Consider the following 22,194-nt stretch of genomic DNA (forward strand, 5'->3'; position numbering starts at 1 on the left):
GGCGGGAACAAACCGTGTGCCCTCGTTGCTGTGTTGCTTCATGACCGACACCGAAGAACGCGCCGCCCCGATCGGCGAGCGGACAACCACCCGGCCCAGCCTTCGGGTGATCCTCGTACTCGGCGCGATGGTGGCCCTCGGCCCCTTCACCATCGACATGTATCTGCCGGCGCTACCGGACATCGGAACGGACCTCGGCGCGTCCTCGTCCGCGGTCCAGCTGACCATCACCGGAACCCTGCTCGGCCTCGCGCTGGGGCAGTTGATCGTCGGACCGCTGGCGGACAGCCTGGGGCGCAGGCGCCCCCTCATCGCCGGTATCGGTGTGCACGTCGTAGCGTCCGTGCTCGCGGTGTTCGCGCCGACCGTGGCAGTGCTGGGGGTGCTCCGCGTCTTCCAGGGCATCGGCGCCGCCGCCGCAGCGGTGGTCGCGCTCGCCGTGGTCCGCGACCTGTTCTCGGGGAACACCGTCGCCGTCGTGATGTCGCGGCTGATGCTCGTCCTCGGCGTCGCACCCGTGCTCGCCCCGAGTATCGGCGGGGCGCTCCTCATCGCCCTCGACTGGCGCGGGATCTTCGTCGTTCTCGCCGTGATCGGCACGCTGACGGCGTTGATCGGCGCGTTTGGTCTGACGGAGACGCTGCCGCCCGAGCGCCGCCGCAAGAGCAATCTCCTCGCCGTGCTGGGCACCTACAAGGGACTGCTCGGGGACCGCGCGTTCATGGTGCTCGCCCTCGTGTCGAGCGTGGCGATGGGATCGCTGTTCTCGTACGTCTCCGGTGCGTCGTTCGTGTTCCAGGACCAGTACGGCCTGGACGAGCAGCAGTTCGCGCTGCTGTTCAGCTCCGGCGCGATCGCTCTGATCGGGGCCTCGCAACTCAACGTCCGCGCCCTCGGGCGCTGGTCACCGCTGCAGATCACGGTGTCTGCCCTCGGCTTCGCGACGGTGGCCGGGCTGGCGCTGATCACTACCGCGCATTTCGAGTTCGGCGGGCTCGTCGGGTTCGTCGTCCCCCTGTGGTTCCTCCTCGGCGGTGTCGGATTCGTCCTGCCCAATGCCCCGGCGCTGGCCCTCGGCAGGCACGGGGAGGCCGCGGGCACGGCCGCTGCGCTGCTCGGCGCCCTGCAATTCGGTGTCGGCGCCCTGATCGCTCCCCTGGTCGGCGTACTCGGCAACACCGGCGTCGCACTCGCAGTCACGATGACCGCGTGCACGGGACTCGGGTTGGTGGCGCTGGCCGCCGCAGCGAAGGCGGAAGCCCACTGACGACACGCTCGGCAGACTTTCACGGCCCATCACCCGACATGGGATGATCGACGCATGCCACCACCGTCACCACTTCATCTCGACCCCATCGAAGAGGCCCACCGGCAGTGGACCAAGCACGGCTGGGGTGACGTTGCCGACGGCATGGCCGCGGTGACCTCGGTGATGCGCGCCCATCAGATCATGATCGCGCGGGTGGAAGAGGTGCTCAAACCGTCGGGGCTCACCTTCGCCCGGTACGAATTGCTGACACTGCTGACGTTCACACGCACGGGCGCACTCCCGATGGCGAAGGCCAGCGCGCGTCTTCAGGTTCACCCGACGAGCGTCACCAACGCCGTCGACCGGCTCGAGACGGCGAATCTCGTGCGGCGTGTTCCGCATCCGAGCGACCGCCGCGCAACGCTGATCGAAATCACCGACGCGGGAAGGAAACTGGCAGTCGAGTCCACCGAGCGGCTCAACGCCCAGGTGTTCTCGAGCCCCGGCGTGTCCGGCGACAAGCTGGAACAGCTGGTCGCCATCCTCGCCGAACTGCGCCGCGAGGCAGGCGATTTCGACACCGGAGACGCGCCCACCAAGTGGTGAGACACGGCTGTCGCCCCGCTTCGGATCCGGTGCGGGGCGACAGTCGGGTCAGGGCGTCTAGCGGTGCTTGAAGACGGGCGGACGCTTCTCGACAAACGCCGCCATCCCTTCCTTCTGATCCTCGGTGGCGAACGTCGAGTGGAACACCCGGCGCTCGAACCGGACACCCTCGGTGAGCGTGGTCTCGAAGGAGCGGTTCACCGCCTCCTTCGCCATCATCGCGACCGGAAGCGACATCTCGGCGATGGTGGTCGCCGTCTGCAGCGCCTCGTCCAGGAGGTCGGCGGCGGGCACGATCCGCGACACCAGCCCGGCGCGTTCGGCTTCCTCGGCGTCCATGTTCCGGCCGGTCAGGCACAGTTCCATGGCCTTGGCCTTGCCCACCGCGCGCGTCAGCCGCTGCGAGCCGCCGATGCCGGGGATGACACCGAGCTTGATCTCCGGCTGACCGAACTTCGCGGTGTCGGCGGCGATCAGGATGTCGCAGAGCATCGCCAGTTCGCATCCGCCGCCGAGGGCGTAGCCCGCGACAGCAGCGATGGTGGGCTTGCGGGCCGCGGCGAGGCGATCCCACGCAGCGAAGAAGTCGTCCAGGTAGACGTCCATGTACGACTTGGGCTGCATCTCCTTGATGTCGGCGCCCGCCGCGAAGGCCCGGTCGGAACCGGTGATCAGGATGGCACCGATCTCCGAATCCTTCTCCAACTCCTCCACCGCCGACACGACCTCGCGCATCAGCTCGGAATTCAGTGCGTTGAGCGCTTTCGGACGGTTGAGGGTAATGATCCCGACCCGGCCCTTGCGCTCCAGGAGGATGGTCTCGAAGTCGGTCACTGCTCTCCCTCGGTGGAACGTTCGCGGATGTCGTTGATGATGGCCGAGAAGTCCTGGCCACCACCGCCGGCGGCGTGGAACCGGCTGTACAGTTCGGCAGCGCGGAGCCCGAGTTCGGCCTCGACGCCGTTGGTCTTCAGCGCATTCGCGGCGAGACCGAGATCCTTGTCCATCAGTGCGGCCGCGAACCCCGGCTGGTAGTCGTTGTTGGCCGGGCTCGTCGGAACCGGTCCGGGCACAGGACAGTTGGTGGTGAGCGCCCAGCACTGACCCGACGCGTTGGAGGCGACGTCGAACAGGGCCTGGTTGCTCAGGCCCAACTTCTCGCCGAGGACGAAGGCCTCGCTGACGGCGATCATCGACACCCCGAGGATCATGTTGTTGCAGATCTTCGCAGCCTGACCGTTGCCCGGGTCGCCGCAGTGGACGACCTTCTTGCCCATCACGTCGAGCAGCGGCTTCGCGGACTCGAAGTCGTCCGCCGTGCCGCCGACCATGAACGCGAGAGTTCCCGCAGTCGCGCCGACGACGCCACCGGAGACGGGTGCGTCCACCGAACGGTGTCCGGCCTGGACGGCCTCGTCGTGCGCCGCCCGGGCGTCCGCAACGTCGATGGTGGACGAGTCGATGAACAGGGTGCCCGGCTTCGCGGCGGGCAGGATCTCCGCGTAGAGCCCGAGAACGTGCTTGCCGCTCGGCAGCATCGTGATCACGACGTCCACCTCACGTACGGCCTCGACGGCCGAATCGGCGACGGTGACACCGTCTTTCACCGCCTGCTCGAGTGCGGCGGGCGCGAGGTCGAATCCGACCACCGTGTGTCCCGCCTTGACGAGGTTGGCCGCCATGGGGCCACCCATGTGACCGAGTCCCAGAAATCCGACGGTAGTGCTCATATCAGTCCCTCCTGGACGCTTGTGGCTGGTGGTCAGCGTTGCGGTCGCGGGGCCGTGAGGCCGAGTTCGAGGTCGCCGAGGGGTGCGAAGAATGTGGCGACGGCGGCGTCGGTCACCTCGTCGATCGTCGCGGGTGACCAGTGTGGGTTGCGGTCCTTGTCGACGACCTGCGCCCGGATCCCCTCGACCAGATCGGCCGAACCCAAACAGGCGACGGACACCCGGAATTCCTCGTTGAGGACCTCCTCGAGGCTGCCCGCGACCCGGGCCCGGCGCAGCGAGGTGAGGGTGACCGCGCACGCGGTCGGCGACTTCGACAGCACCTGCCCGGCCGCCTTCGCCGCCTCCGGCACCCCGCTGGCCTGCAGCCGGGCCACGATCTCCGCAACACTGTCCGCCGAGTACGCGGCATCGATCCAACCCTGCTGCGCCAGCAGATCCGAGTCGGGGGCCGGTTCGGTGAACTCCGCCAACGCCTCCTCCACCGACGAAGTCGACAGCGCCTCGACGAACGCGTCGATCTTGGCGGAGGGGATGAAGTGGTCGGCGAACCCGCACGCGATCGCATCCCCGGCACTCAGCCGTGCCGTGGTGAGCGCGATGTGGGTGCCCAGCTCCCCCGGGGTACGGGCCAGCAGGTAGGTGCCGCCGACGTCGGGGACGAACCCGATCCCGGTCTCGGGCATCCCGATCATCGACCGCTCGGTCACGATCCGCACACTGCCGTGCGCCGACACCCCGACCCCGCCGCCCATCACGATGCCGTCCATGATCGCCACATACGGCTTCGGGTAGTTCGCGATGGCGGCGTTGAGGATGTACTCGTCCCGCCAGAACTCCCGCGACCCGGTGCCCCCGTCCTTGGCGTCGTGGTAGATCGAGACGATGTCCCCGCCCGCGCACAGGCCGCGTTCCCCGGCGCCGGTGATCAGCACCGCCCGCACCTCGTCGTCCCCCGCCCACGACTCCAGTGCCGGGGCGATCCGCGCCACCATGGCGTGGTTGAGGGCGTTGATCGCCCTCGGCCGGTTCAACACGATCCGGCCCACACCACCGTGCTTGCCGATCAGAACCTCCGGCTCTGCTGTTGCCGCGTCTGTCATGCCGCTCCCTGCTTCCCGTGTCCCGCGCCCGCGATGACGCTGCGGGCGATGACCACCCGCATGATCTCGTTGCTGCCCTCGAGGATCTGATGCACCCGCAGGTCGCGGACGATCTTCTCGATCCCGTACTCGGCAAGATAGCCGTACCCGCCGTGCAGCTGCAGCGCCTTGTTCGCGACCTCGAAGCCGGTGTCGGTGGCGAACCGCTTCGCCATCGCACACAACTCCACCACGTCCGGGGCCCCCTCCTCCAGCGCGGCCGCGGCCCGCCACAACAGGGTCCGGGCGGCCTCGAGTTCGGTGCGCATGTCCGCGAGCTGGAACTGCAACGCCTGCGACTCGAGCAACGACGACCCGAACGCCTTGCGGTCCGCCAGATACGCGACGGCCCGCTCCAGCGCGGTCTGCGCGCCGCCGACCGAGCAGGCGGCGATGTTCAACCGGCCCCCGTTCAGGCCGGCCATCGCGATCCGGAACCCGCCGCCCTCGGTGCCGAGGAGGTTGCCCGCCGGCACCCGCACGTCCTCGAAGATCACCTGCCGGGTCGGTTGGGCGTTCCAGCCCATCTTCACCTCGTTCGGCCCGAACGACAGCCCCGCCGAATCCTTCGGGACGATGAACCCCGAAATCCCGCGCGGCCCGCTCTCGCCGGTGCGGGCCATCACCACATACACCTCCGACGTCCCGGCCCCGGAGATGAACTGCTTGACCCCATTCAAAACGTAGTCGTCGCCGTCGCGGACCGCCTTGGTGCTCAACGCCGCCGCATCCGAGCCCGCGCCGGGTTCGGTGAGGCAGTAGCTGCCCAGCTGATCCATCGCACACAGTCCCGGCACCCAGGCGTGCCGCTGCTCGTCGGTGCCGAACTTGTCGATCATCCAGGTGACCATGTTGTGGATGGAGATGTAGGCGGCGATCGACGGGCAGCCCTTCGCGAGCTGCTCGAAGATGCGGGCCGCATCCACCCGGGTCAGCTCGGAGCCGCCCACGTCCTCGCGGATGTAGATCCCGCCCATCCCCAGCGAGGCCGCCTTCCGCAGCACATCGACCGGGAAATGCTTGGTCTGATCCCACTCCACAGCATGCGGCGCCAGATGCTCGGCCGCGAAATCACGGGCCGTGTCACTGATCGCCCGCTCGTCATCGGTCAAGGTGAACATGGAGATCCGTTCAGTTCATGGTGGGGATGACGAAGTGGTTGGTCTCTTCTTTCTTGCCGGAAGGCCAACGCTGCGTCACGGTCTTGGTCTTGGTGTAGAAGCGGAACGAGTCGGGACCGTGCTGGTTCAGGTCGCCGAAGCCGGAGCGCTTCCAGCCGCCGAACGTGTGGTAGGCGATCGGCACGGGGATCGGCACGTTGACGCCGACCATGCCGACGTTCACGCGGTTCGTGAAGTCGCGGGCGGTGTCGCCGTCACGGGTGAAGATCGCGACGCCGTTGCCGTACTCGTGCTCGGTGGGCAGGCGGAGCGCTTCCTCATAGTCCGCGGCACGGGCGACGAGCAGGACGGGTCCGAAGATCTCTTCCTTGTAGACGCGCATGTCGGTGGTGACCTTGTCGAACAGGGTCGCGCCTGCGAAGAAGCCGTTCTCGTGGCCTTCGAGGGTGAAGCCGCGGCCGTCGATCACGGCCTCCGCGCCCTCGTCGATGCCGATCTGGATGTAGTTGTTCACCCGCTCGAGGGCGTCCTTGCTGACGAGCGGTCCGAAGTCGGCGGACTCGTCGTCGCTGCGGCCGATCGTGAGCTTGCCGACCCGTTCGGTCAGCTTGGCGACCAGCGCATCCGCAGTCTCCTCGCCCACCGGGACCGCGACGGAAATGGCCATACACCGCTCACCCGCGGAGCCGTAACCAGCACCGATGAGGGCGTCTGCCACCTCGTCGAGGTCGGCGTCGGGCATGATGATCGCGTGGTTCTTCGCGCCACCGAAGCACTGTGCGCGCTTGCCGTGGGCCGCGGCGGTCTCGTAGATGTACTGCGCGATCGGGGTGGAACCGACGAACCCGACAGCCTTGACGCGGTCGTCGGTGAGCAGGACGTCCACCACTTCCTTGTCACCGTTGACCACGTTGAACACGCCTGCGGGCAGACCGGCCTCGAGGAACAGTTCGGCCAGACGCAGCGGCACCGAGGGGTCGCGCTCGGACGGCTTGAGGATGAAGGCATTGCCGGCGGCCAGCGCGGGACCGGCCTTCCACAGCGGAATCATGGCCGGGAAGTTGAAGGGCGTGATGCCGGCGACGACACCGAGCGGCTGACGCATGGAGTACACGTCGATCCCGGTTCCGGCGGATTCCGTGTACTCGCCCTTGAGCAGGTGCGGTGCGCCGAGTGCGAACTCGATAACCTCGAGGCCGCGCTGGATGTCGCCCTTCGCGTCGGGGATCGTCTTGCCGTGCTCGGAGGACAGGAGGCGCGCCAGCGAATCCATCTCCTCCTGCACGAGCTGGAGGAACTTCATCAGGACGCGTGCCCGCTTCTGCGGGTTGAACAGCGCCCATTCGCGCTGAGCTTCCACCGCGTTCGCGATGATCGCCTCCGTCTCGGCCTTGTCGGCGAGAGGCACACGCGACTGCACCTCACCGGTGTTGGGGTCGTAGACGTCGCCGAACTTGTTGGAGGCACCGGGGACGCGCTTGCCGCCGACGAAGTGGGATAGCTCTTGAACCATTGTGAGAACCCGTTCCTTGCTCGATGATGAGGGAGTTCCGAATATGTGCTCATCCTATAGTTGGATGTCCATGTATGTCCAGAACTCGGGCTGTCACGGTGCGGTCCGAGCGGCACGGTGGCAGAAGGAATGGCCCCACCTGACGGTGCTGTCGTGGCCGGAGGAATGAGCGGTCAGTGTTTTCGCACGACCTGCTCGGGCTCTCCCGGCTTCCAGATGGTGATGTCCATGTGACCGTCGCCGACCTCCACCGCCGAGCCGCCGGTCAGGTCGGCTCGGTAGCAGTGGTCGAACTCCTGCCCCCGGATGTCGAAACCCGTCTCGTCGAACAGCGCCTGCGCGAAACGCTGATGCAGCGACTTGTCCTGGACGTCGTCGACGACACCCCACAGTTTTGCGTCACCTTCCTTCACCTCGCTGTCGACGGTCGCCGTGTGCAGGCAGAAACGCGGATCGCGAGCGAGATCCTGGAACTTCGTCGTGTTCGGCATACCGGCGATCCACAACTGGTTCTCGAAGAATCTCGGCTCGACCGGGCTGATCCGCGGAAATCCGTCGGAGCGCAGCGTGCCGAGCATGCACAGGTTCTTGGTCGCCGCGTGCCTGCGGGAGAAAATGGCGGCAATCCGCGGAGCAGCTTCGGCGAACTCGTTCCAGCTGGCCATGCACACGACCCTACGACGATTCCCTTGACCGCACAGTCAAGACGCACGCAAATGCGCGATCAGAATCGCTTCGATTTCCGACCGTCGTGCCGCGGACGGGAGCCGCGGGGCCGCGGACCGGTAGTGGTGTCCCGTCGGGGTGCCGAGGTCGAAAAGATGCGTACGGCCGTGCCTGCGCACCGGGCGGGCGGTCCACCCGTCGCCTTCCTTCGCGTAGTTGCAGGCCGCGCACAAACCCGCCCCGTTCTGGGCCGTGGTGGCACCCTTGTTGCGGCGGGACAGGATGTGATCGTGATGGCGGATCGGCGCATCACACCACGGCGTCCGGCACGTCCGGTCCCGCAGATCGATCAACTTCCGCAAGCCTTTCGGGAACGTCCGCGACTGCGACTCCATCGCCGTCAACGCCCCCGACAACGGACACGAGTACACGTTTCGTAAGGTCACCGCGGTATCACCATCCAGGGCAGCCGCCACCAGCTGCCGGGCGATCCCCGCCGGCACCGGACCGAACCCCGCCACATCCGCCGCCTCGTTCTCACCCGCCAGCAACGCCTCGTCGGAGATCACCAAGTTCACCGCCACCGGAACCCCATCGGCCACCGAGGCCCCGGTGCCGCGGTCGAACAACAAATCCGCCATCAACTGATTCCGGGTGCGGCCGCCGCTGTCCCCGGTGGCGATGAGACTGTCCGCGTCCCGACCCAACGTCGCCTGCAGGCACACCGCCTGTTCCATCGGCAGCAGGACACTGAGGTACGCCATCGAATCCGGCGCCGGCCGCGTCGTCACCCGCCGCTCCGACACCGCCTTGCGGTACCGGGCCACCACCGCGGCGGCGTCGAGTTCCACCGCGAGGGCCTTCGCCTTCGCGACCAGGCCGCGGTCACCGACGCCGTCGAGAACGTCCGGGTCCGAACACAACCGGCGATCCACCACCGCACGATCCGCCGCCGACAGGCATGCCGTTTCCCGCACAAGCAGGGTGGCGCGCCATTCGTTCAACCGACCCGACCGCAGCAACGCCAACGTGTGCGGCATCTCGTGCACCACCGCCTGAGCGAACCCCAGATGCCGGCCACCGCGATTCGGGGACTCCCTGCGCGCCAACGCGATCTGCGAGGCGATACCACGGCCCCACTCCGCCCGCGGCAACCCCCGCGCCTTGCGGTCCTCCCGCATGCAGGTGGCGACATCATCGGTGACGACCGCCTGCACCGCGCACCCCACCGACTTCAAGGACTCCACCGCGCCGTGAACGCCCGCAACTCGTCCAGATCCGGTGCCACCACTTCCCCCACGATCAGCCTCCCCCGAGGTTGTTCGAAACTTTGTTCGACTCTAGCAGTCCAACCGGACCACAGGCAATGGCCGAAAGTTCAGATCCCCAGTGCCGCAGCGGCTGCGAGGGCGAGGGATTCGTCGACCGCGTCGTAGCCGCCGGACCCACCGCCGGGGCCGCCGCTGTCGGCGACGGTGCGGCGGGCGGAGAGGTGTATGGCGTCGACACCGGTGCCTGCGACCGCGGCGATGTCGTCGACGCGGATCCCACCGCCGGCCATCACCTGGATCCGCCCGTGTGCGTGGGCGACCATGGCCGACAGGGCGCCGAGGCCGTCGATGCAGCGGGGCGTTCCGCCGGAGGTGAGGACGCGGATGATGCCCGACCGCGCGAGCGCATCGAGGGCCGTCGCCCTGTCGTCGACGACGTCCATCGCGCGATGGAACGTCACCTCCACCGCGTACGGGTCGATGCCGTCGAGCAGGCGGGCCACAGCGTCGCCGTCGACGGCCATGCCGGGCGTGAGCGCACCGACGACGACTCCGGAGGCGCCCGCGCCCACCGCAGCCCGGATGTCGCGGGCCATGACCTCGATCTCGTCGGCGTCGTAGACGAATCCGCCGGGCCGGGACCGGATCAGCGGATGCACCGCGATCTCCTGGGCCACAACGGCTTCGATCATGCCGATGCTCGGCGTCAGCCCGCCGGTCGCGCCGAGTGCGGTGCACAACTCGACCCGCGAGGCACCGGCGCGCCGTGCGATCCGGGCACCCGCGACGTCCTGGACCGCCAGTTCGAGTACGGGCGCCATCTAGAACGACTGCCAGGACGGCTTGTGTTCCAGTGCGTACCGGTAGTAGTCGGCGAGTTGCAGCTTGCTCGCCGCGGCTTCGTCGATGACGACCGTGACGTGCGGGTGCAGTTGCATCACCGAGGCCGGGCAGAACGCGGAGAGCGGTCCCTCCGCGGCGGCGGCGATCGCCTCTGCCTTGCCCTTGCCGAACGCGATCATCACCAGGTGCCGGGCTTCGCTGATGGTGCCCAGCCCCTGGGTGAGGACGTGGTGCGGGACGTCGTCCACGCTGTCGAAGAACCGCGCGTTGTCGAGTCGGGTCTGCTCGGTGAGAGTTTTGACGCGGGTGCGTGACGTCAGCGCGGAACCCGGCTCGTTGAACCCGATGTGGCCGTCGGTTCCGATGCCGAGCAGTTGCACGTCGACGCCACCCGCCTCGGCGATGGCCGCGTCGTACCGTGCACCCTCCTCGGCGATGTCGGGCGATTCGCCGTTCGGGCTGAGCACCCGGTCGGGGTCGAGGTTGACGTGATCGACGAACTCCGAGCGGATCACCGAGAAGTACGACTGGTCGTGACTTTTCGGCAGCCCGACGTACTCGTCGAGGAGGAAGGCCCGCGCGTCCGTGAAGTCCAGTCCGGACTCGCGGTGCCGTCGCGCGAGTTCGCGGTAGCTCCCGAGGGGGGACGACCCGGTGGCGAGGCCCAGGGTCGTCGGACCGCGTCGGACGTACCTCTCGACGATGTCCGCGACGGTCGTGCTGACCTCCGACGGCGTCTGCCGGATTACGATTTCCATGCGAGTCCTTCCGTTCCGGCGGGCATTCCGCCGGAATACACGCCACGCGGGCGCAGTTGGTGATCGGTCACGACGATGTCGGCGCGGAGGCCCGGGGCCAGGGTGCCGCGTTCGGTTTCCAGGCCGAGCAGCCGGGCCGGGGTCCTGGTGGCGGACACGACAGCATCGACGAGTCCGACGCCGCTGTCGAACACGGTGGTGCGCACGACGTCCAGCAGTCGTGCGGTGCCGCCTGCAATGGCTCCCTCGGATCCGTCGGCGGTCGCGAGCCGGGCCACCCCGTGCGAGACGCGCACGTCCAGTGGCCCGAGTTGGTAGTCGCCGTCCGAGACACCGGCGGCGGCCATGGCGTCGCTGACGAGGACGATCTGGTCGGGTCCGACGGCGTCGAACACCATCGACACGGTCTCGGGCGCGAGATGCACTCCGTCCGCAATCAATTCGACGACGATGTCGCCGCGACCGGCTGCGGCGAGAAACGCGGCCACCGGCCCCGGCGCGCGGTGGTGCAGCGGCGGCATCGCGTTGAACAGGTGTGTGGCGGTCAGCGGCCCGCCGGCGGCGTCGGCGATCCGTGCGGACGTCGTCGCTGCGTCGGTGTCGGTGTGGCCGAGGCTCGGTAACACACCGCGCCGGCGCATCGCGGTGAGAAGCTCGCCGAAGTGCGCGGTCTCCGGTGCGAGCGTCATCGACCGGACGGTGCCACGCGCGGCATCGCAGATCCGCTCGAACAGTCCGGGGTCGCCGGGCACCACGGACGCGGGATCCTGCGCACCGCAGCGGGCACCGGAGATGAACGGGCCCTCCAGGTGGATCCCGAGGAGGTCACCGCGTTCCACCAGGTCGGCGAGGAATCCGGCCTGCCGGAGCAGGTCCCGCTCCCCCGCCGAGACCAGGCTCCCGAGCAGTCCGGTGGTGCCGTGCCCGCGGTGATGGTTCGCGGCCAGCCTCGCCCCGTCGGCGTCGGCGTTCGGAAAGCCTGCGCCTGCGCCGCCGTGGCAGTGCAGGTCGATCAGGCCCGGCAGCAGTATCGACGAACTCGGGTCCGGCAGCGGCACCTGCCCGCGGTACTGCGACGCGGAACCGACCCAGGAGATTCGGTCGCCGTCGGTGACGACCACGCCGTCGGCGAGGACGCCGTCCTCCACGACGGCCCTGCCCCGCAGGATCATCGGCGTGCCCCGGACGCGAGAGCGGCGACTGCCGACCGTGCGGCCTGCGGGGACTGTGCGCTGCGCGCGGCGACGGCCATCTCCCGGCACCGGTCGAGGTCGGTGGCGGCCAGGCGTGCCCGGACGGCGCCCAGGGACGGCGCCACCATGGACAGGCTCGTGACGCCCAGCCCGACGAGCACCGGCGCCAGCACGGGATCGGACGCAGCCTCCCCGCACACCCCGACGGGTGCGCCTGCTTCCGCTCCGGCCGCACCGACCAGGCCGATCAGGTCCAGGACCGCGGGCTGCCACGGGTCGAGCAGTGCGGCGAGGCCACCGGCCATCCGGTCTGCAGCGCACGTGTACTGGCTCAGGTCGTTGGTTCCGATACTGACGAAATCGAGGTGTTCGAGCAGGTCGCGGGCGCGCAGTGCCGCCGAGGGGATCTCGATCATCGCCCCGACCTTCGCGATGCCGCGGGACCGGGCGAGCGCGGCGAAGCCCTCCGCCTCGTCCGCCGTGGCGACCATCGGGGCCATCACCCACAGGTCCGCGCCGGTGGCGGAGGCCGCGACGCCGAGGGCTTCCAGCTGGGTGGCCAGGACGTCCGGGTAAATGGAGCCCACCCGCAACCCGCGCACGCCGAGGGCCGGGTTCTCCTCGGCGCCCAGGTCGAGGAACGGCAGTGGTTTGTCGGACCCGGAATCGAGTGTCCGGACCACCACCTTCCGTCCGGCGAACTTCTCCAGCACGGCGGTGTACGTGGCGATCTGCTCGTCGAGGGTGGGCGCCGTCTGCCTGCCGAGGTAGAGGAACTCGGTGCGGAACAGTCCGACGCCCTCCGAATCCGCGGCGGCGGCGCGCACGGCGTCGTCGACGGTGCCGATGTTGACGAGCAGCCCGACAGGTGCGCCGTCCCGGGTGCGGCCCGGACCAGTCGTGGCCGCGACCCGCGCCCGGTCCTCGGCGATCCGCGCCGACACCTCCGACCGTCGGTGTTCGCCGGGGTCGACGACGACCTCACCCGTGGTGCCGTCGAGCACCACCGGTCTCCCCTCGATCAATCGGTCGAGGTCGGCGCAGTTCACGATTGCGGGCAGGCCGAGCGATTTCGCCAGTATCGCAGTGTGACTCGTGGGCCCGCCCTCCGCGGTGAGCAGGCCCACCACGTCGCTGCCGCCGAGCATCGCGGTGTCCGCGGGCGACAGGTCCCGGGCGACGAGAACGAACGGGTATCCGGGGTCGGGGATTCCGGGCATCGGCACTCCCAGCAGCACCGCGACCGCGCGATGTCCGAGGTCCCGCAGGTCCGCGACGCGCTCGGCGAGATACCCGCCGAGGGCCTCGAGTTTGGTGCAGTAACCCTCGAACGCGACGCTCACGGCGTGTGCCGTCGGCATGCCGCCGCGAAGGTTCTCCTCGGCGGCGGACACGATTCCCGGGTCGCGGGCCATCGCCGCCGACACGAGCAGGATCTCGGACGCGACGCCGTCCACCTGGGCGGCGCGGGCCTCGAGGTCGCCGGACACCGTCGCGAGGGCGTCCCGCACCCGGGCGATCTCCGCTGGGACCGATTCGCCGACAGGGTCTTCGGCGGACGTCTCGACCGGCGTCCCGAACGCGAGCCAGGGCGCGCAGACCAGCCCCGGGCTCACCCCGAGTCCGTGCACTACCTGTTCCGTGGTCGTCGGCATCAGGCGGCGTCGAGGTCGGAGGCGAGCAGATCGGCGAGGCGGTCGAGGGCCTCCTCGCTGCCCTCCCCGTCCGCGGTGATCGTCACCTCGGTACCGAATGTGGCGCCGAGTGTCATGACCGCGAGCATGCTGCCCGCGTCCACCGGCGCGGACTCGCCGACCGCGATCTGCACCGGGACTTGCACGGACGCGGCGGCCTGGGTGAACTTCGCGGCGGGGCGGGCGTGCAGACCCACCTTCGAACCGATGAGGACCGTTCGTGAAGCCATGATCACTGACCTGCCTTTTCCGTGTCGGTGTCGGTGCTGGTGTCCGCGTCGTCCTCCCGGCCGGGGGTGCGCAGGTTCCATTTCTTGATGACGAAGCTGAACAGGACGTAATAGATCACCGCGTACCCGAGCCCGATGGGGATGAGCATCCATGCGTTGGTGGCCTTGCCGAAGTTGAGGACATAGTCGAAGAAGCCTGCGGAGAACGTGAATCCGTCGTGGATGCCGAGCGCGTTGACCAGGGCCATCGAGGTGCCGGTGAGGAACGCGTGGATCAGGTACAGCGGCCAGGCGACGAACATGAACGCGAATTCGAGGGGCTCGGTGATTCCGGTGAGGAACGCCGTCAGCGCGGTGGAGAGCATGATGCCGCCCACGACCTTCTTCTGCGACGGCCGGGCGTTCCGCCAGATCGCCAGTGCGGCAGCGGGAAGGGCGAACATCATGATCGGGAAGAAGCCGGTCATGAAGATGCCGGCGCTCGGGTCGCCGGCGAAGAACCGGTTGAGGTCGCCGCGGACGAGTTCTCCGCTCGCGTTCTGGTAGTCGCCGACGAGGAACCACACGGTGGAGTTCAGGATGTGGTGCAGTCCGGTCGGGATGAGCAGGCGATTGGCCATGCCGTAGACGCCGCCACCGATCACCGAGTTCTCGGCGACGGTCTCACCCACCCACGTCAGGGCGGAGTTGAACGCCGGATACAGGAACGCCATGAGGACGCCGACGACGAGACCGGTGACGGCGGTGAGGATGGGAACGAGCCTGCGCCCGTTGAAGAATCCGAGGTAGTCGGGCAGTTTGGTGCGGTAGAACCGCTGCCACAGGATGGCGGACAGCAGACCCATCACGATGCCTGCGAGGACCCCGTAATTGATCAGCGCCTGGTCGCCGTTCGGATCGGTCTTGCCTTCCAGGACGACCGGTGACATGGCCTCGAACACGCCGTTGACGACCATGTATCCGACCACGGCGGCCAGGGCGGTGGACCCGTCCGCCTTCTTGGCCCAGCCGATGGCGATGCCCACCGCGAAGATGAGGGGCAGCCAGGTGAACACGGCCTGGCCCGCCGCGGAGATGACGGACGCGGCGGTGTGCATCGAGTCGAATCGTCCGAGGAGGTCGTCCTGGCCGAGCCGGAGCAAGATGCCTGCCGCGGGGAGTACCGCGATCGGCAGCATCAGGCTGCGCCCGAGGCGCTGTAACCCGGCAAACACCGCTGATTCCTTTTTCGGGCTGTCTACGACAGTCATATCGGCCTTCTCTGTGCGCTTCGGTCGCCGAATCGGCGTCTGGTGACTCCCGAAACCGGTGGCGGCGAGCGCGTCGTACGGCTTCGGGAAAACTATTGTGGACCAGCACCCCCAACGGGTACTGTCCGGTCATAACCAGTTGCTAGTTTGACCAGGTGAGCACAGGATGTCAACAGGCAAATGTGATCCAGCTAACTCATTTCGCACCTTCACCTGCAGCGCAAACACGAACTACGAGGGAGAACCGATGTCCAAAGCGGACGCAATCATCAGCGGCCTCGGCGGTGCCGACAACATCGTCGAGATCGAGGCCTGCATCACCCGGCTGCGCACCGAGGTCAAGGACGGTGCCAAGGTCGACGAGGCCGCGCTGAAGGCCGCAGGCGCCCACGGGGTGTTGAAGGCGGGCAGCGTCGTGCAGGTCATCGTCGGCCCCGAGGCGGACACCCTGGCCGAGGACATCGAGGACATCCTGTGAGACTGTCCGTGCAGGCACCACTGCCCGGCCGGGTACTCGCCCTCGCCGACGTCCCCGACCCCGTGTTCGCCGGACAGATGGTGGGCTCCGGAGTCGCGATCGAACCGGCGCGCGACCGCGGCGCCCTCGACGTGCTCGCGCCCATCTCCGGCAAGATCCTCAAACTCCACCCGCACGCGTTCGTCATCCTGGGCTCGGCAGGCGGCGGCGTGCTGGTGCACCTGGGAATCGACACCGTGAAGCTGCAGGGCGAGGGGTTCACCCTGCTCGCGGCGGAGGGCGAGGAGGTCGACGCCGGCGACCCCGTGGTGCGATTCGATCCGACCGAGATCGACGGCACCGGGTTCTCCGCCGTCTGCCCGATCGTGGTGATGGATTCCAAGCCGGACTCGGTGTCCACCGGCACCATCGGGTCCGACGTGACGACCGGCGACGTCCTGTTCGACTGGACGGCGCAATAGAAATAGAGCAGCAGAAGCCAGGGCTGCCGGACTCAGACGCTGCGCTGAGTCCGCTCCCCCTGCACTTCCATCTGCAGTTGGTAGCGATCGGACCGGTACCAGCTGCGGGTGTGCTCGACGGGCGTGGGCCCGCTGAAGGACACCCGGTCGAAGTACATCACCGGGGCGCCCTTCTTGATGCCGAGCAGGGTCGCGATCTCCTGGCTCGCCCCGTCGGCGCTGACGGTCTGCTCCGCCCGGTCGATCGGCATGTCGTACCGGTCGGCGGTGGCCCGGTAGATCGACCCGGTGAGGTCGAGGTCCAGCAGGCCGGGAAGCAGCGCGGCGTTGAACCAGCCGTCGTCGACGCTGACCGGTTCGCCGTCGGCCAGTCGCAGCCGTTTGACGTGATAGGCGCTGGTGTCCGGTGCGATCCGCAGCGCCTTCGCGGTAGCCTCGGGCGCCGCGTCCTCCTCGCTCTGGAGCACCACCGTCGTCGGCTTGTGCCCCTGCGCCCGCATTTCCTCCGTGAACGAGGCCAGGTGGAGCTTCGACTGCACCGGACGATGCGCCACGAACGTGCCCTTGCCGCGGACCCGCACCAGGTGGCCCTCGTTGACGAGCTGCCCGATCGCCTCGCGAACGGTGATGCGACTGACGCCGTAGTCCTGCATCAGTTTTCGTTCACTGGTCATGAGGTCGCCGGGCTGAAGTTCCTTGGTGCACTTGTGCAGCAGGATGGCACGGAGTTGCTCGTGCTTCGGAATCACGCTGTCGCGTAGATGTACGGGCATCATGCCGGCGGCTCCAGCTCTGTTCAGGGGTCGGACACATCGGATCAGGCAGTCGGACTGCAAAGGTCCCGTCCGGTCCGGTCCAACACCGAGAATACGTGATCCGAGCGCTCGGGCCTACCGTGCCGCGGCGGCCAGTGCCTCGAGGTACCTGCGCGTCATCACCTTCTGCACGACCCGGCCCGCGGGCCCGCCGATCCGGGTGAACCACCGCCCCGGTTTCGAGAACGCCGACACGGTCGCGACGACGGCGCCGTCCGGCCGCTGTTCGACGACGAAGCTCTCCTCGCCGCTCTCGGGGTGACCCGGCAGCGTGCCGTACGCGAATCCCCTGCGATGCAGGTCGTCGAGCACGTAGACGACCCGGCAGGAGAACGCCAGCCGGAGTGGACCGACCCCCCAGCGCAGGTCGACCGACGAGCCGGGCACGGCGGTCGGAGTCTCGGCCCGCACGTCGAGCCCGGCGCCGCGGTGCATTCCCCAGGAACCCAGGTGGATGGCGGCCGCATCGAATGCGTCAGCCCCGTAACCGATCACCTTCTGCTCACGCAGATGGTGGTAACCCGCCGGGAACGGAACGTCGCGGCTCGCACCCACCTCCGGGTATGTGAACGCGGGCAGGTCGTCTCCAGAGGTACTGATGGCGGTCGATCCTCTCGGTCGGGGGGTCGCCCAGCCTACTGCTCCGACCGGGCCGCGGGACGGATGTTCTGGTTCACATGGAAGAGGTTGTCCGGATCGTACTTCGCCTTCACCTGCGCCAGCCGGTCGTAGTTGCCGAGGTAGGAGGCACGCACCCGGTCCTCGCCCTCGGACATCATGAAGTTGACGTACGCCCCGCCCGCGGTCGTCGGGTGGAGGGCCTCCCAGTACTGCTTGGCCCAGTCCGTGATGACCTCGGCATTCGCCGGATCCGAGTCGACACCGACGATCACGCCCGCCCAGCCGCCGTCCCGGTACGCGAACGCCGTGCCGTCCTCGGCCACCCGCGTCGCCGCGCCGTCGATCGGATACATGTGCATCGTCGAGTGGCCGGTGGGCAGCCGACGGCCGAACTCCAGGTGGATGTCGACGGCCTCGTCGGAGATCTCCCGGACGAAGTCTGCGCGCCAGTACCACTGCAATCCCGCCGGGTACAGTGCGTCGAAGGCCGATTGCAATGCCGTGAAGGGCATTTCGCCGACCCCCACCAGCAGTGGGTTACCGAATGCGCGGATCGGTTCGAGCACCGCGTCGGCCTTGGCCGGATCACCGGTGTAGCACCAGATGATGCCGCACGCCTTGCGGCCCCACAGTTCCTCGGGGAACGCCGGCGCCGGCGGGATGGTCAGCAAGCCGATCCAGCCGTTGAGTTCCTCGGGCAGCGACGGCAGGAGTTCGCGGTACCACCGCATCACGTCGGGGGTGTCCTCCAGGTCGTACAGCACCGGCCCGCCGACGACGGTGCCGTGGTCGCCGATCTCGTGACACGCGAATTGGAACGACGTGACCACACCGAAGTTTCCGCCGCCGCCACGCAGCGCCCAGAACAGGTCCGGATGCGAGCGTTCGCTCGCCGTCACCAGTGTGCCGTCGGCGAGGACGACGTCGGCGGAGAGCAGGTTGTCCACCGTGAGACCGAAACGGCGCGTCAGGTAGCCGATCCCGCCGCCCAATGTCAGCCCGCCGACACCGGTGGAGGCGATGAACCCGGACGGGGTGGCCATGCCGAACGGCACGGTGGCATGGTCGACATCGCTCCACGTGCATCCACCGTCGACCCGGACGGTCCGGTCGGCGGGCGAAACCGTGGTCCCGCGCATCCCCGACAGATCGATCACGAGGGCGTCGTCCCACACGCCGAGGCCGCCCGCGTTGTGTCCCCCTCCACGAACCGCGAGTTCGACGTGCTTCTCCCGCGCGAACCGCACGCACGCGACGACGTCCGCGGCGTTGGCGCACCGCGCGATGGCCGCGGGCCGGCGGTCGATCATGGCGTTGTACACCGCGCGCGCGTCGTCGTAGCCGGCGTCGCCGGGCGTGATCAACTCTCCGCGCAGCGACGCGGCCAGTTCCGTGAAAGGCGGTGTCGTCGTCGGTGTCGAACTGGTGGTGGTGCTCATGACCTTCTCCTCGGATCGGCGGCCCCGGAACGGGTAGTTCCCGGTAATTCACACCGTAGGAATCGGGCGTTCGCGCACCGTTCGCGCCGACACCCCGCCCGCGAACGGCCCGGCTTCCGCGCGAAGTTTCAGGACCTGCGGCAACCACCAGCGGTCGTCGTGTTGCTCGGCGGCAATCAAGGCGGCATCGAGGGTGGCGCGGGCGGCGGCCGTCGACCCGATGTCGATCTGGACCTCCGCCAGCAGCGAGAGCCAGTACGGCATCCGCGCGAAGGCCCGCTGCCGTCGCAACGCGGCGAGCCCGTCGCGGATCTTCGCGATCCCCGGTTCGCCGCCGAGAAGCCGGCCTTCGAGGATCTGCGACCACTGGCTGTAGTAGGCGAAGTGGTAACGCTCGCACAGCTGCCGCAACTCCGTCAGCGAGGCGAGCAGCGCGGAGTCGTCGCCCCGCACCTGGTGCAGCACCGACGCGTATCCCAGCGCCACCGCGAGACTGTACGGATGACCGCAGGTCCTGCCCAGCGCGAGGGCATCCACGCACGCCTGCTCGGCCGCCTGCGCGTCGCCGATCATCCAGTACGCGTGCGACTCCCACGCGTGGCAATGCACCTCGAGCCGCGTTCCGAGGATGAACGAATAGTCGTCCGAGTACGATCGCTGCGCGATGTCGAAATGCTCGATCGCCTCCCTCGGCCTGCCGAGACCGAGGGCGCCACCCGCCACCGCGAAGTGCGCCTGGCCCTCGAATTCCGGATCCGCCGCCGACAGTTCGAGGGCACGCAATCCGAGTCCGTGGGCCTGCGCGGTGTGCCCCTGCACGAAGTGGACCGCGAACAATCCGATCAGCGCACCGAGCACCACCTTCGGCCTGCGGAGCCGTTGCCCCAACTCCATGGTGCGGTCCAGCGTCCGCTCGAGCGGCGGGGCGGAGTATCCGTACAGGGTGGTCAGCGGCGCCGACATGCCCAGGCGCACGTCCACCTCGTGAGCGTCCCGGTTGCGGCCCACCGGCATCACCTCGAGAAGGTCGAGGCAGTCCCGGAAGAGCCGCAGGGCGTCGGCGTTCGCGAACACGCCTGCCGCCACCTCGGCGGCGCGCTGCAGATAGTGGAGCGCGCGGTCGGGGCGGCCGCCGCGCCGGTACTGCTCGGCGAGTTGCGCGGCCACGTCGTCGGTGCGGCCGGTGTGGAGAAGTTCGAGTCCCTGCGCCAGACGCCGATGCAGGAGCCAGCGTCGCGGCGGACCGACCGAGCGGTACGCGGCCTCCCGGACCAGGTCGTGCACGAAGTCGTACCCGGTGCCCGCAGGCCGGACGATCCTGCGCCGCCACAGTTCGTCCACCGCCTGCACGAGGGAATCGGTGTCCAGGTCGCTCGCCTCGCTGAGCAGGTCCAGATCGAAATCCGTGCCGAGGGCCGCGGCGAGGCCTGCGACGTCCCGGGCCGGTTCCGAGCACTGTTCGAGTCGCCGGGCCAGCACCTCGCCGAGGTCGCCGCCGCCCCCGCCGCGCCCGGTCGCATCCGCGCCCGGCACCATCCTGGCGGCCTCCACGACGTACAGCGGGTAACCCGCGGTCGCGGCGTACAGAACCGCCTCCTCCGCAGGATCCAGCACCGGGCCCCCGAGGGACCTCGCCAGTTCGGCGGTCCCGTCCGCGGTCAGCGGGTCCACCTCGACGTCCGTGACCAGTCGCGCCGACCGGAGGGCCCGCAGCGCGTCGTTCACGTCGCGGCGGGACTGCGCCTCGTCCGTGCGGGCGGTCGCCGCGACCAGTACCCGCTGGTGGGCGTCAAGGGACAGCAGGAAGGCCAGCCACGCCGTAGTCTCCGCGTCGCACCACTGGAGATCGTCGAGGACGAGCAGCACCGGGCGGCCGGGCGAGAGCACCGCGCGCGCCGTCCCCTCGAAGAAGCGGTGCCGCTGCCACGCGTCGACCATTGCCCGGGACGTCGCCGGTCGCGGCGCGGACTCGGCGCTCGGGACCAGGCGTTCGACCTCGGCCCTCCACAACGGGTCCAGCGACCCGATCGCCGACCGAAACTCCGGGCCGCGCAGCCACTCGGCGACGGGGGCGAGCGCGACGCGGCCCGGCAGTCCGAAACACCGCGCGGTCGCAACCACTGCCCCGTCGGCGCGCGCGATCTCCGCGAGTTCGGTGGTCAACCGGGTCTTGCCGACCCCCGCATCACCCGAGACGAGCACCAGCCCCTGGCTGCCGTCGAGGGTCTGCCGCCACCGCCGCTGCAATTCCCCGCGTTCACGCTCCCGCCCGATCAGGACGGGCACCGCCGCCCGGACGCGTTCGTGCCGGGGAGCCGCGGCGGGTTGCTCGCCCAGCAGGTTGTCGAACAGCCGGGTGGTCGCGGCGCCCGGCGCGACCCCGAGTTCGGTCTCGAGCACGGCCGCGCACCGGTGATACGTGGTCATCGCGGCCGCCCGGTCGCCCGATGCGGCCTGCAAGTCCATCAGTGTCCGGTACCCGACCTCCGCCAGCGGGTCGAGCTGGATGCGACGGCGTGCGCACGCCGTCGCCGTCTCCACCTCACCCGACTCCCGCAGCACCCGCACCGTCGCCTCGCAGAGTTCGACGCACTCGCGGCGCAGCACGTCCCGGTGGTCGAGGACCCAGTCCTCGTACGCCCCGGGCATGAGATCACCGCGATAGGTGTCGATCGCGCGGTCCGCGTGTTCGAGAAATGCCTGGGTGTCGGAATCGGCGAGGGCGGCGAGGGCTGCCGCCCGCTCGTTGCGGAAGGTGTCGACGTCCACCCGGCACGACGGCGAGTCGGTCCACGTCAGCGTCGGCCCGTCTGCGGTCGGCGCACCGTCCGATCCCAGAAGGCCGCGGAGGTTGTGCAGTTCCCGCCGCAGATTGGTGCGGGCCTGCTGCTCGCTCGATTCGGGCCAGAACAGCCCGGCGAGACGGGTCCGGGACTGGGCGAGACCGGCGTGCAGCACGAGATAGGCCAGCAGCGCGATCGCCCGTGACGAGACGGTGCCTGCCTTGACGTCCTCCGGGTCCGACACGCGCTGCTCGCCGAGCAGGTAGACCGTCACCATGACTGACCAGCTCCCGGTCGCGAAACGAGGCGAGCTTCCGCGTCCTCATCATCC

21 protein-coding genes are annotated in these 22,194 nt (G+C 68.9%); 4 read left to right on the forward strand and 17 right to left on the reverse strand.

Features of this window, described 5'->3' with window-relative positions; all coding sequences use genetic code 11:
• The first annotated feature begins 16 nt into the window (after positions 1 to 16).
• A complete protein-coding gene (locus I1A62_RS14305; protein ID WP_124395776.1) occupies positions 17 to 1,267 on the forward strand; it encodes a multidrug effflux MFS transporter in 1,251 nt (416 codons plus the stop codon).
• Positions 1,268 to 1,321: 54 nt separating this feature from the next.
• Positions 1,322 to 1,855: a MarR family winged helix-turn-helix transcriptional regulator gene (locus tag I1A62_RS14310; RefSeq protein ID WP_012688462.1), complete on the forward strand. Its 534-nt coding sequence runs from the start codon at positions 1,322 to 1,324 to the stop codon at positions 1,853 to 1,855.
• Between the two features lie 57 nt (positions 1,856 to 1,912).
• Here the strand turns inward: I1A62_RS14310 and I1A62_RS14315 are convergent, their stop codons facing one another.
• The 13 genes from I1A62_RS14315 to I1A62_RS14375 form a co-directional block, all read right to left on the reverse strand.
• Positions 1,913 to 2,689 (reverse strand): enoyl-CoA hydratase, encoded by a 777-nt coding sequence (locus I1A62_RS14315; RefSeq protein WP_124395775.1) that lies wholly within the window; start codon positions 2,687 to 2,689, stop codon positions 1,913 to 1,915.
• The gene (gene mmsB, locus I1A62_RS14320; protein WP_087558285.1) at positions 2,686 to 3,585 is read right to left on the reverse strand and encodes a 3-hydroxyisobutyrate dehydrogenase; all 900 of its coding nucleotides are present in this window, start codon (positions 3,583 to 3,585) and stop codon (positions 2,686 to 2,688) included. Before mmsB ends, I1A62_RS14315 begins: the two co-directional genes overlap by 4 nt.
• A gap of 32 nt (positions 3,586 to 3,617) precedes the next feature.
• Complete coding sequence (locus tag I1A62_RS14325; RefSeq protein ID WP_219458955.1) at positions 3,618 to 4,688, reverse strand: enoyl-CoA hydratase/isomerase family protein; 1,071 nt, start codon at positions 4,686 to 4,688, stop codon at positions 3,618 to 3,620.
• The gene (locus I1A62_RS14330) at positions 4,685 to 5,848 is read right to left on the reverse strand and encodes an isobutyryl-CoA dehydrogenase (RefSeq protein ID WP_219458956.1); all 1,164 of its coding nucleotides are present in this window, start codon (positions 5,846 to 5,848) and stop codon (positions 4,685 to 4,687) included. The genes I1A62_RS14325 and I1A62_RS14330 overlap by 4 nt, the downstream gene beginning before the upstream one ends.
• Before the next feature lie 10 nt (positions 5,849 to 5,858).
• Positions 5,859 to 7,361 carry a CoA-acylating methylmalonate-semialdehyde dehydrogenase gene (locus I1A62_RS14335; protein WP_124396008.1) on the reverse strand — a complete coding sequence of 501 codons (1,503 nt, stop codon included), beginning with the start codon at positions 7,359 to 7,361 and terminating at the stop codon, positions 5,859 to 5,861.
• Between the two features lie 173 nt (positions 7,362 to 7,534).
• A complete protein-coding gene (locus tag I1A62_RS14340; protein WP_124396007.1) occupies positions 7,535 to 8,026 on the reverse strand; it encodes a pyridoxamine 5'-phosphate oxidase family protein in 492 nt (163 codons plus the stop codon).
• A 36-nt stretch (positions 8,027 to 8,062) separates the two neighbouring features.
• Positions 8,063 to 9,274, reverse strand: a complete 1,212-nt coding sequence (locus tag I1A62_RS14345) for an HNH endonuclease signature motif containing protein (protein ID WP_219458957.1) — start codon at positions 9,272 to 9,274, stop codon at positions 8,063 to 8,065.
• A 131-nt stretch (positions 9,275 to 9,405) separates the two neighbouring features.
• A complete protein-coding gene (locus I1A62_RS14350; RefSeq protein WP_124393492.1) occupies positions 9,406 to 10,119 on the reverse strand; it encodes a copper homeostasis protein CutC in 714 nt (237 codons plus the stop codon).
• Entirely contained in the window at positions 10,120 to 10,899 is a 780-nt protein-coding gene (gene nagB, locus I1A62_RS14355; protein WP_219458958.1) for a glucosamine-6-phosphate deaminase, read from the reverse strand. It abuts the gene before it with no gap.
• On the reverse strand, positions 10,887 to 12,071 hold the full coding sequence (locus tag I1A62_RS14360) for an N-acetylglucosamine-6-phosphate deacetylase (protein WP_219458959.1): 1,185 nt from the start codon (positions 12,069 to 12,071) through the stop codon (positions 10,887 to 10,889). The genes nagB and I1A62_RS14360 overlap by 13 nt, the downstream gene beginning before the upstream one ends.
• A complete protein-coding gene (gene ptsP / locus I1A62_RS14365; RefSeq protein WP_219458960.1) occupies positions 12,068 to 13,747 on the reverse strand; it encodes a phosphoenolpyruvate--protein phosphotransferase in 1,680 nt (559 codons plus the stop codon). The genes I1A62_RS14360 and ptsP overlap by 4 nt, the downstream gene beginning before the upstream one ends.
• Complete coding sequence (locus I1A62_RS14370) at positions 13,747 to 14,016, reverse strand: HPr family phosphocarrier protein (protein WP_219458961.1); 270 nt, start codon at positions 14,014 to 14,016, stop codon at positions 13,747 to 13,749. Before I1A62_RS14370 ends, ptsP begins: the two co-directional genes overlap by 1 nt.
• Positions 14,017 to 14,018: 2 nt before the next feature.
• Positions 14,019 to 15,266, reverse strand: a complete 1,248-nt coding sequence (locus I1A62_RS14375) for a PTS transporter subunit EIIC (RefSeq protein ID WP_124393497.1) — start codon at positions 15,264 to 15,266, stop codon at positions 14,019 to 14,021.
• Between the two features lie 166 nt (positions 15,267 to 15,432).
• On the opposite strand from I1A62_RS14375, the gene I1A62_RS14380 reads away from it, so the two are divergent.
• A complete protein-coding gene (locus tag I1A62_RS14380) occupies positions 15,433 to 15,744 on the forward strand; it encodes a PTS glucose/sucrose transporter subunit IIB (RefSeq protein ID WP_275957313.1) in 312 nt (103 codons plus the stop codon).
• Positions 15,741 to 16,205: a PTS glucose transporter subunit IIA gene (locus tag I1A62_RS14385; protein ID WP_219458962.1), complete on the forward strand. Its 465-nt coding sequence runs from the start codon at positions 15,741 to 15,743 to the stop codon at positions 16,203 to 16,205. The genes I1A62_RS14380 and I1A62_RS14385 overlap by 4 nt, the downstream gene beginning before the upstream one ends.
• A gap of 32 nt (positions 16,206 to 16,237) precedes the next feature.
• Here I1A62_RS14385 and I1A62_RS14390 read toward each other — a convergent pair whose 3' ends face one another.
• The 4 genes from I1A62_RS14390 to I1A62_RS14405 all read right to left on the reverse strand — a co-directional run bounded on the left by I1A62_RS14390 (position 16,238) and on the right by I1A62_RS14405 (position 22,140).
• Positions 16,238 to 16,981 (reverse strand): GntR family transcriptional regulator, encoded by a 744-nt coding sequence (locus tag I1A62_RS14390; RefSeq protein ID WP_206010490.1) that lies wholly within the window; start codon positions 16,979 to 16,981, stop codon positions 16,238 to 16,240.
• A gap of 114 nt (positions 16,982 to 17,095) precedes the next feature.
• Positions 17,096 to 17,575, reverse strand: a complete 480-nt coding sequence (locus I1A62_RS14395) for a DUF1990 family protein (protein ID WP_257890799.1) — start codon at positions 17,573 to 17,575, stop codon at positions 17,096 to 17,098.
• 80 nt (positions 17,576 to 17,655) lie between these two features.
• Positions 17,656 to 19,080 (reverse strand): FAD-binding oxidoreductase, encoded by a 1,425-nt coding sequence (locus I1A62_RS14400; protein ID WP_219458963.1) that lies wholly within the window; start codon positions 19,078 to 19,080, stop codon positions 17,656 to 17,658.
• Positions 19,081 to 19,128: 48 nt separating this feature from the next.
• Positions 19,129 to 22,140 (reverse strand): AAA family ATPase, encoded by a 3,012-nt coding sequence (locus tag I1A62_RS14405; protein WP_219458964.1) that lies wholly within the window; start codon positions 22,138 to 22,140, stop codon positions 19,129 to 19,131.
• Positions 22,141 to 22,194 lie beyond the last annotated feature (54 nt).

The sequence above is a fragment of the Rhodococcus sp. USK10 genome (assembly GCF_019378875.1).
Lineage (GTDB): Bacteria > Actinomycetota > Actinomycetes > Mycobacteriales > Mycobacteriaceae > Rhodococcus_F > Rhodococcus_F pseudokoreensis.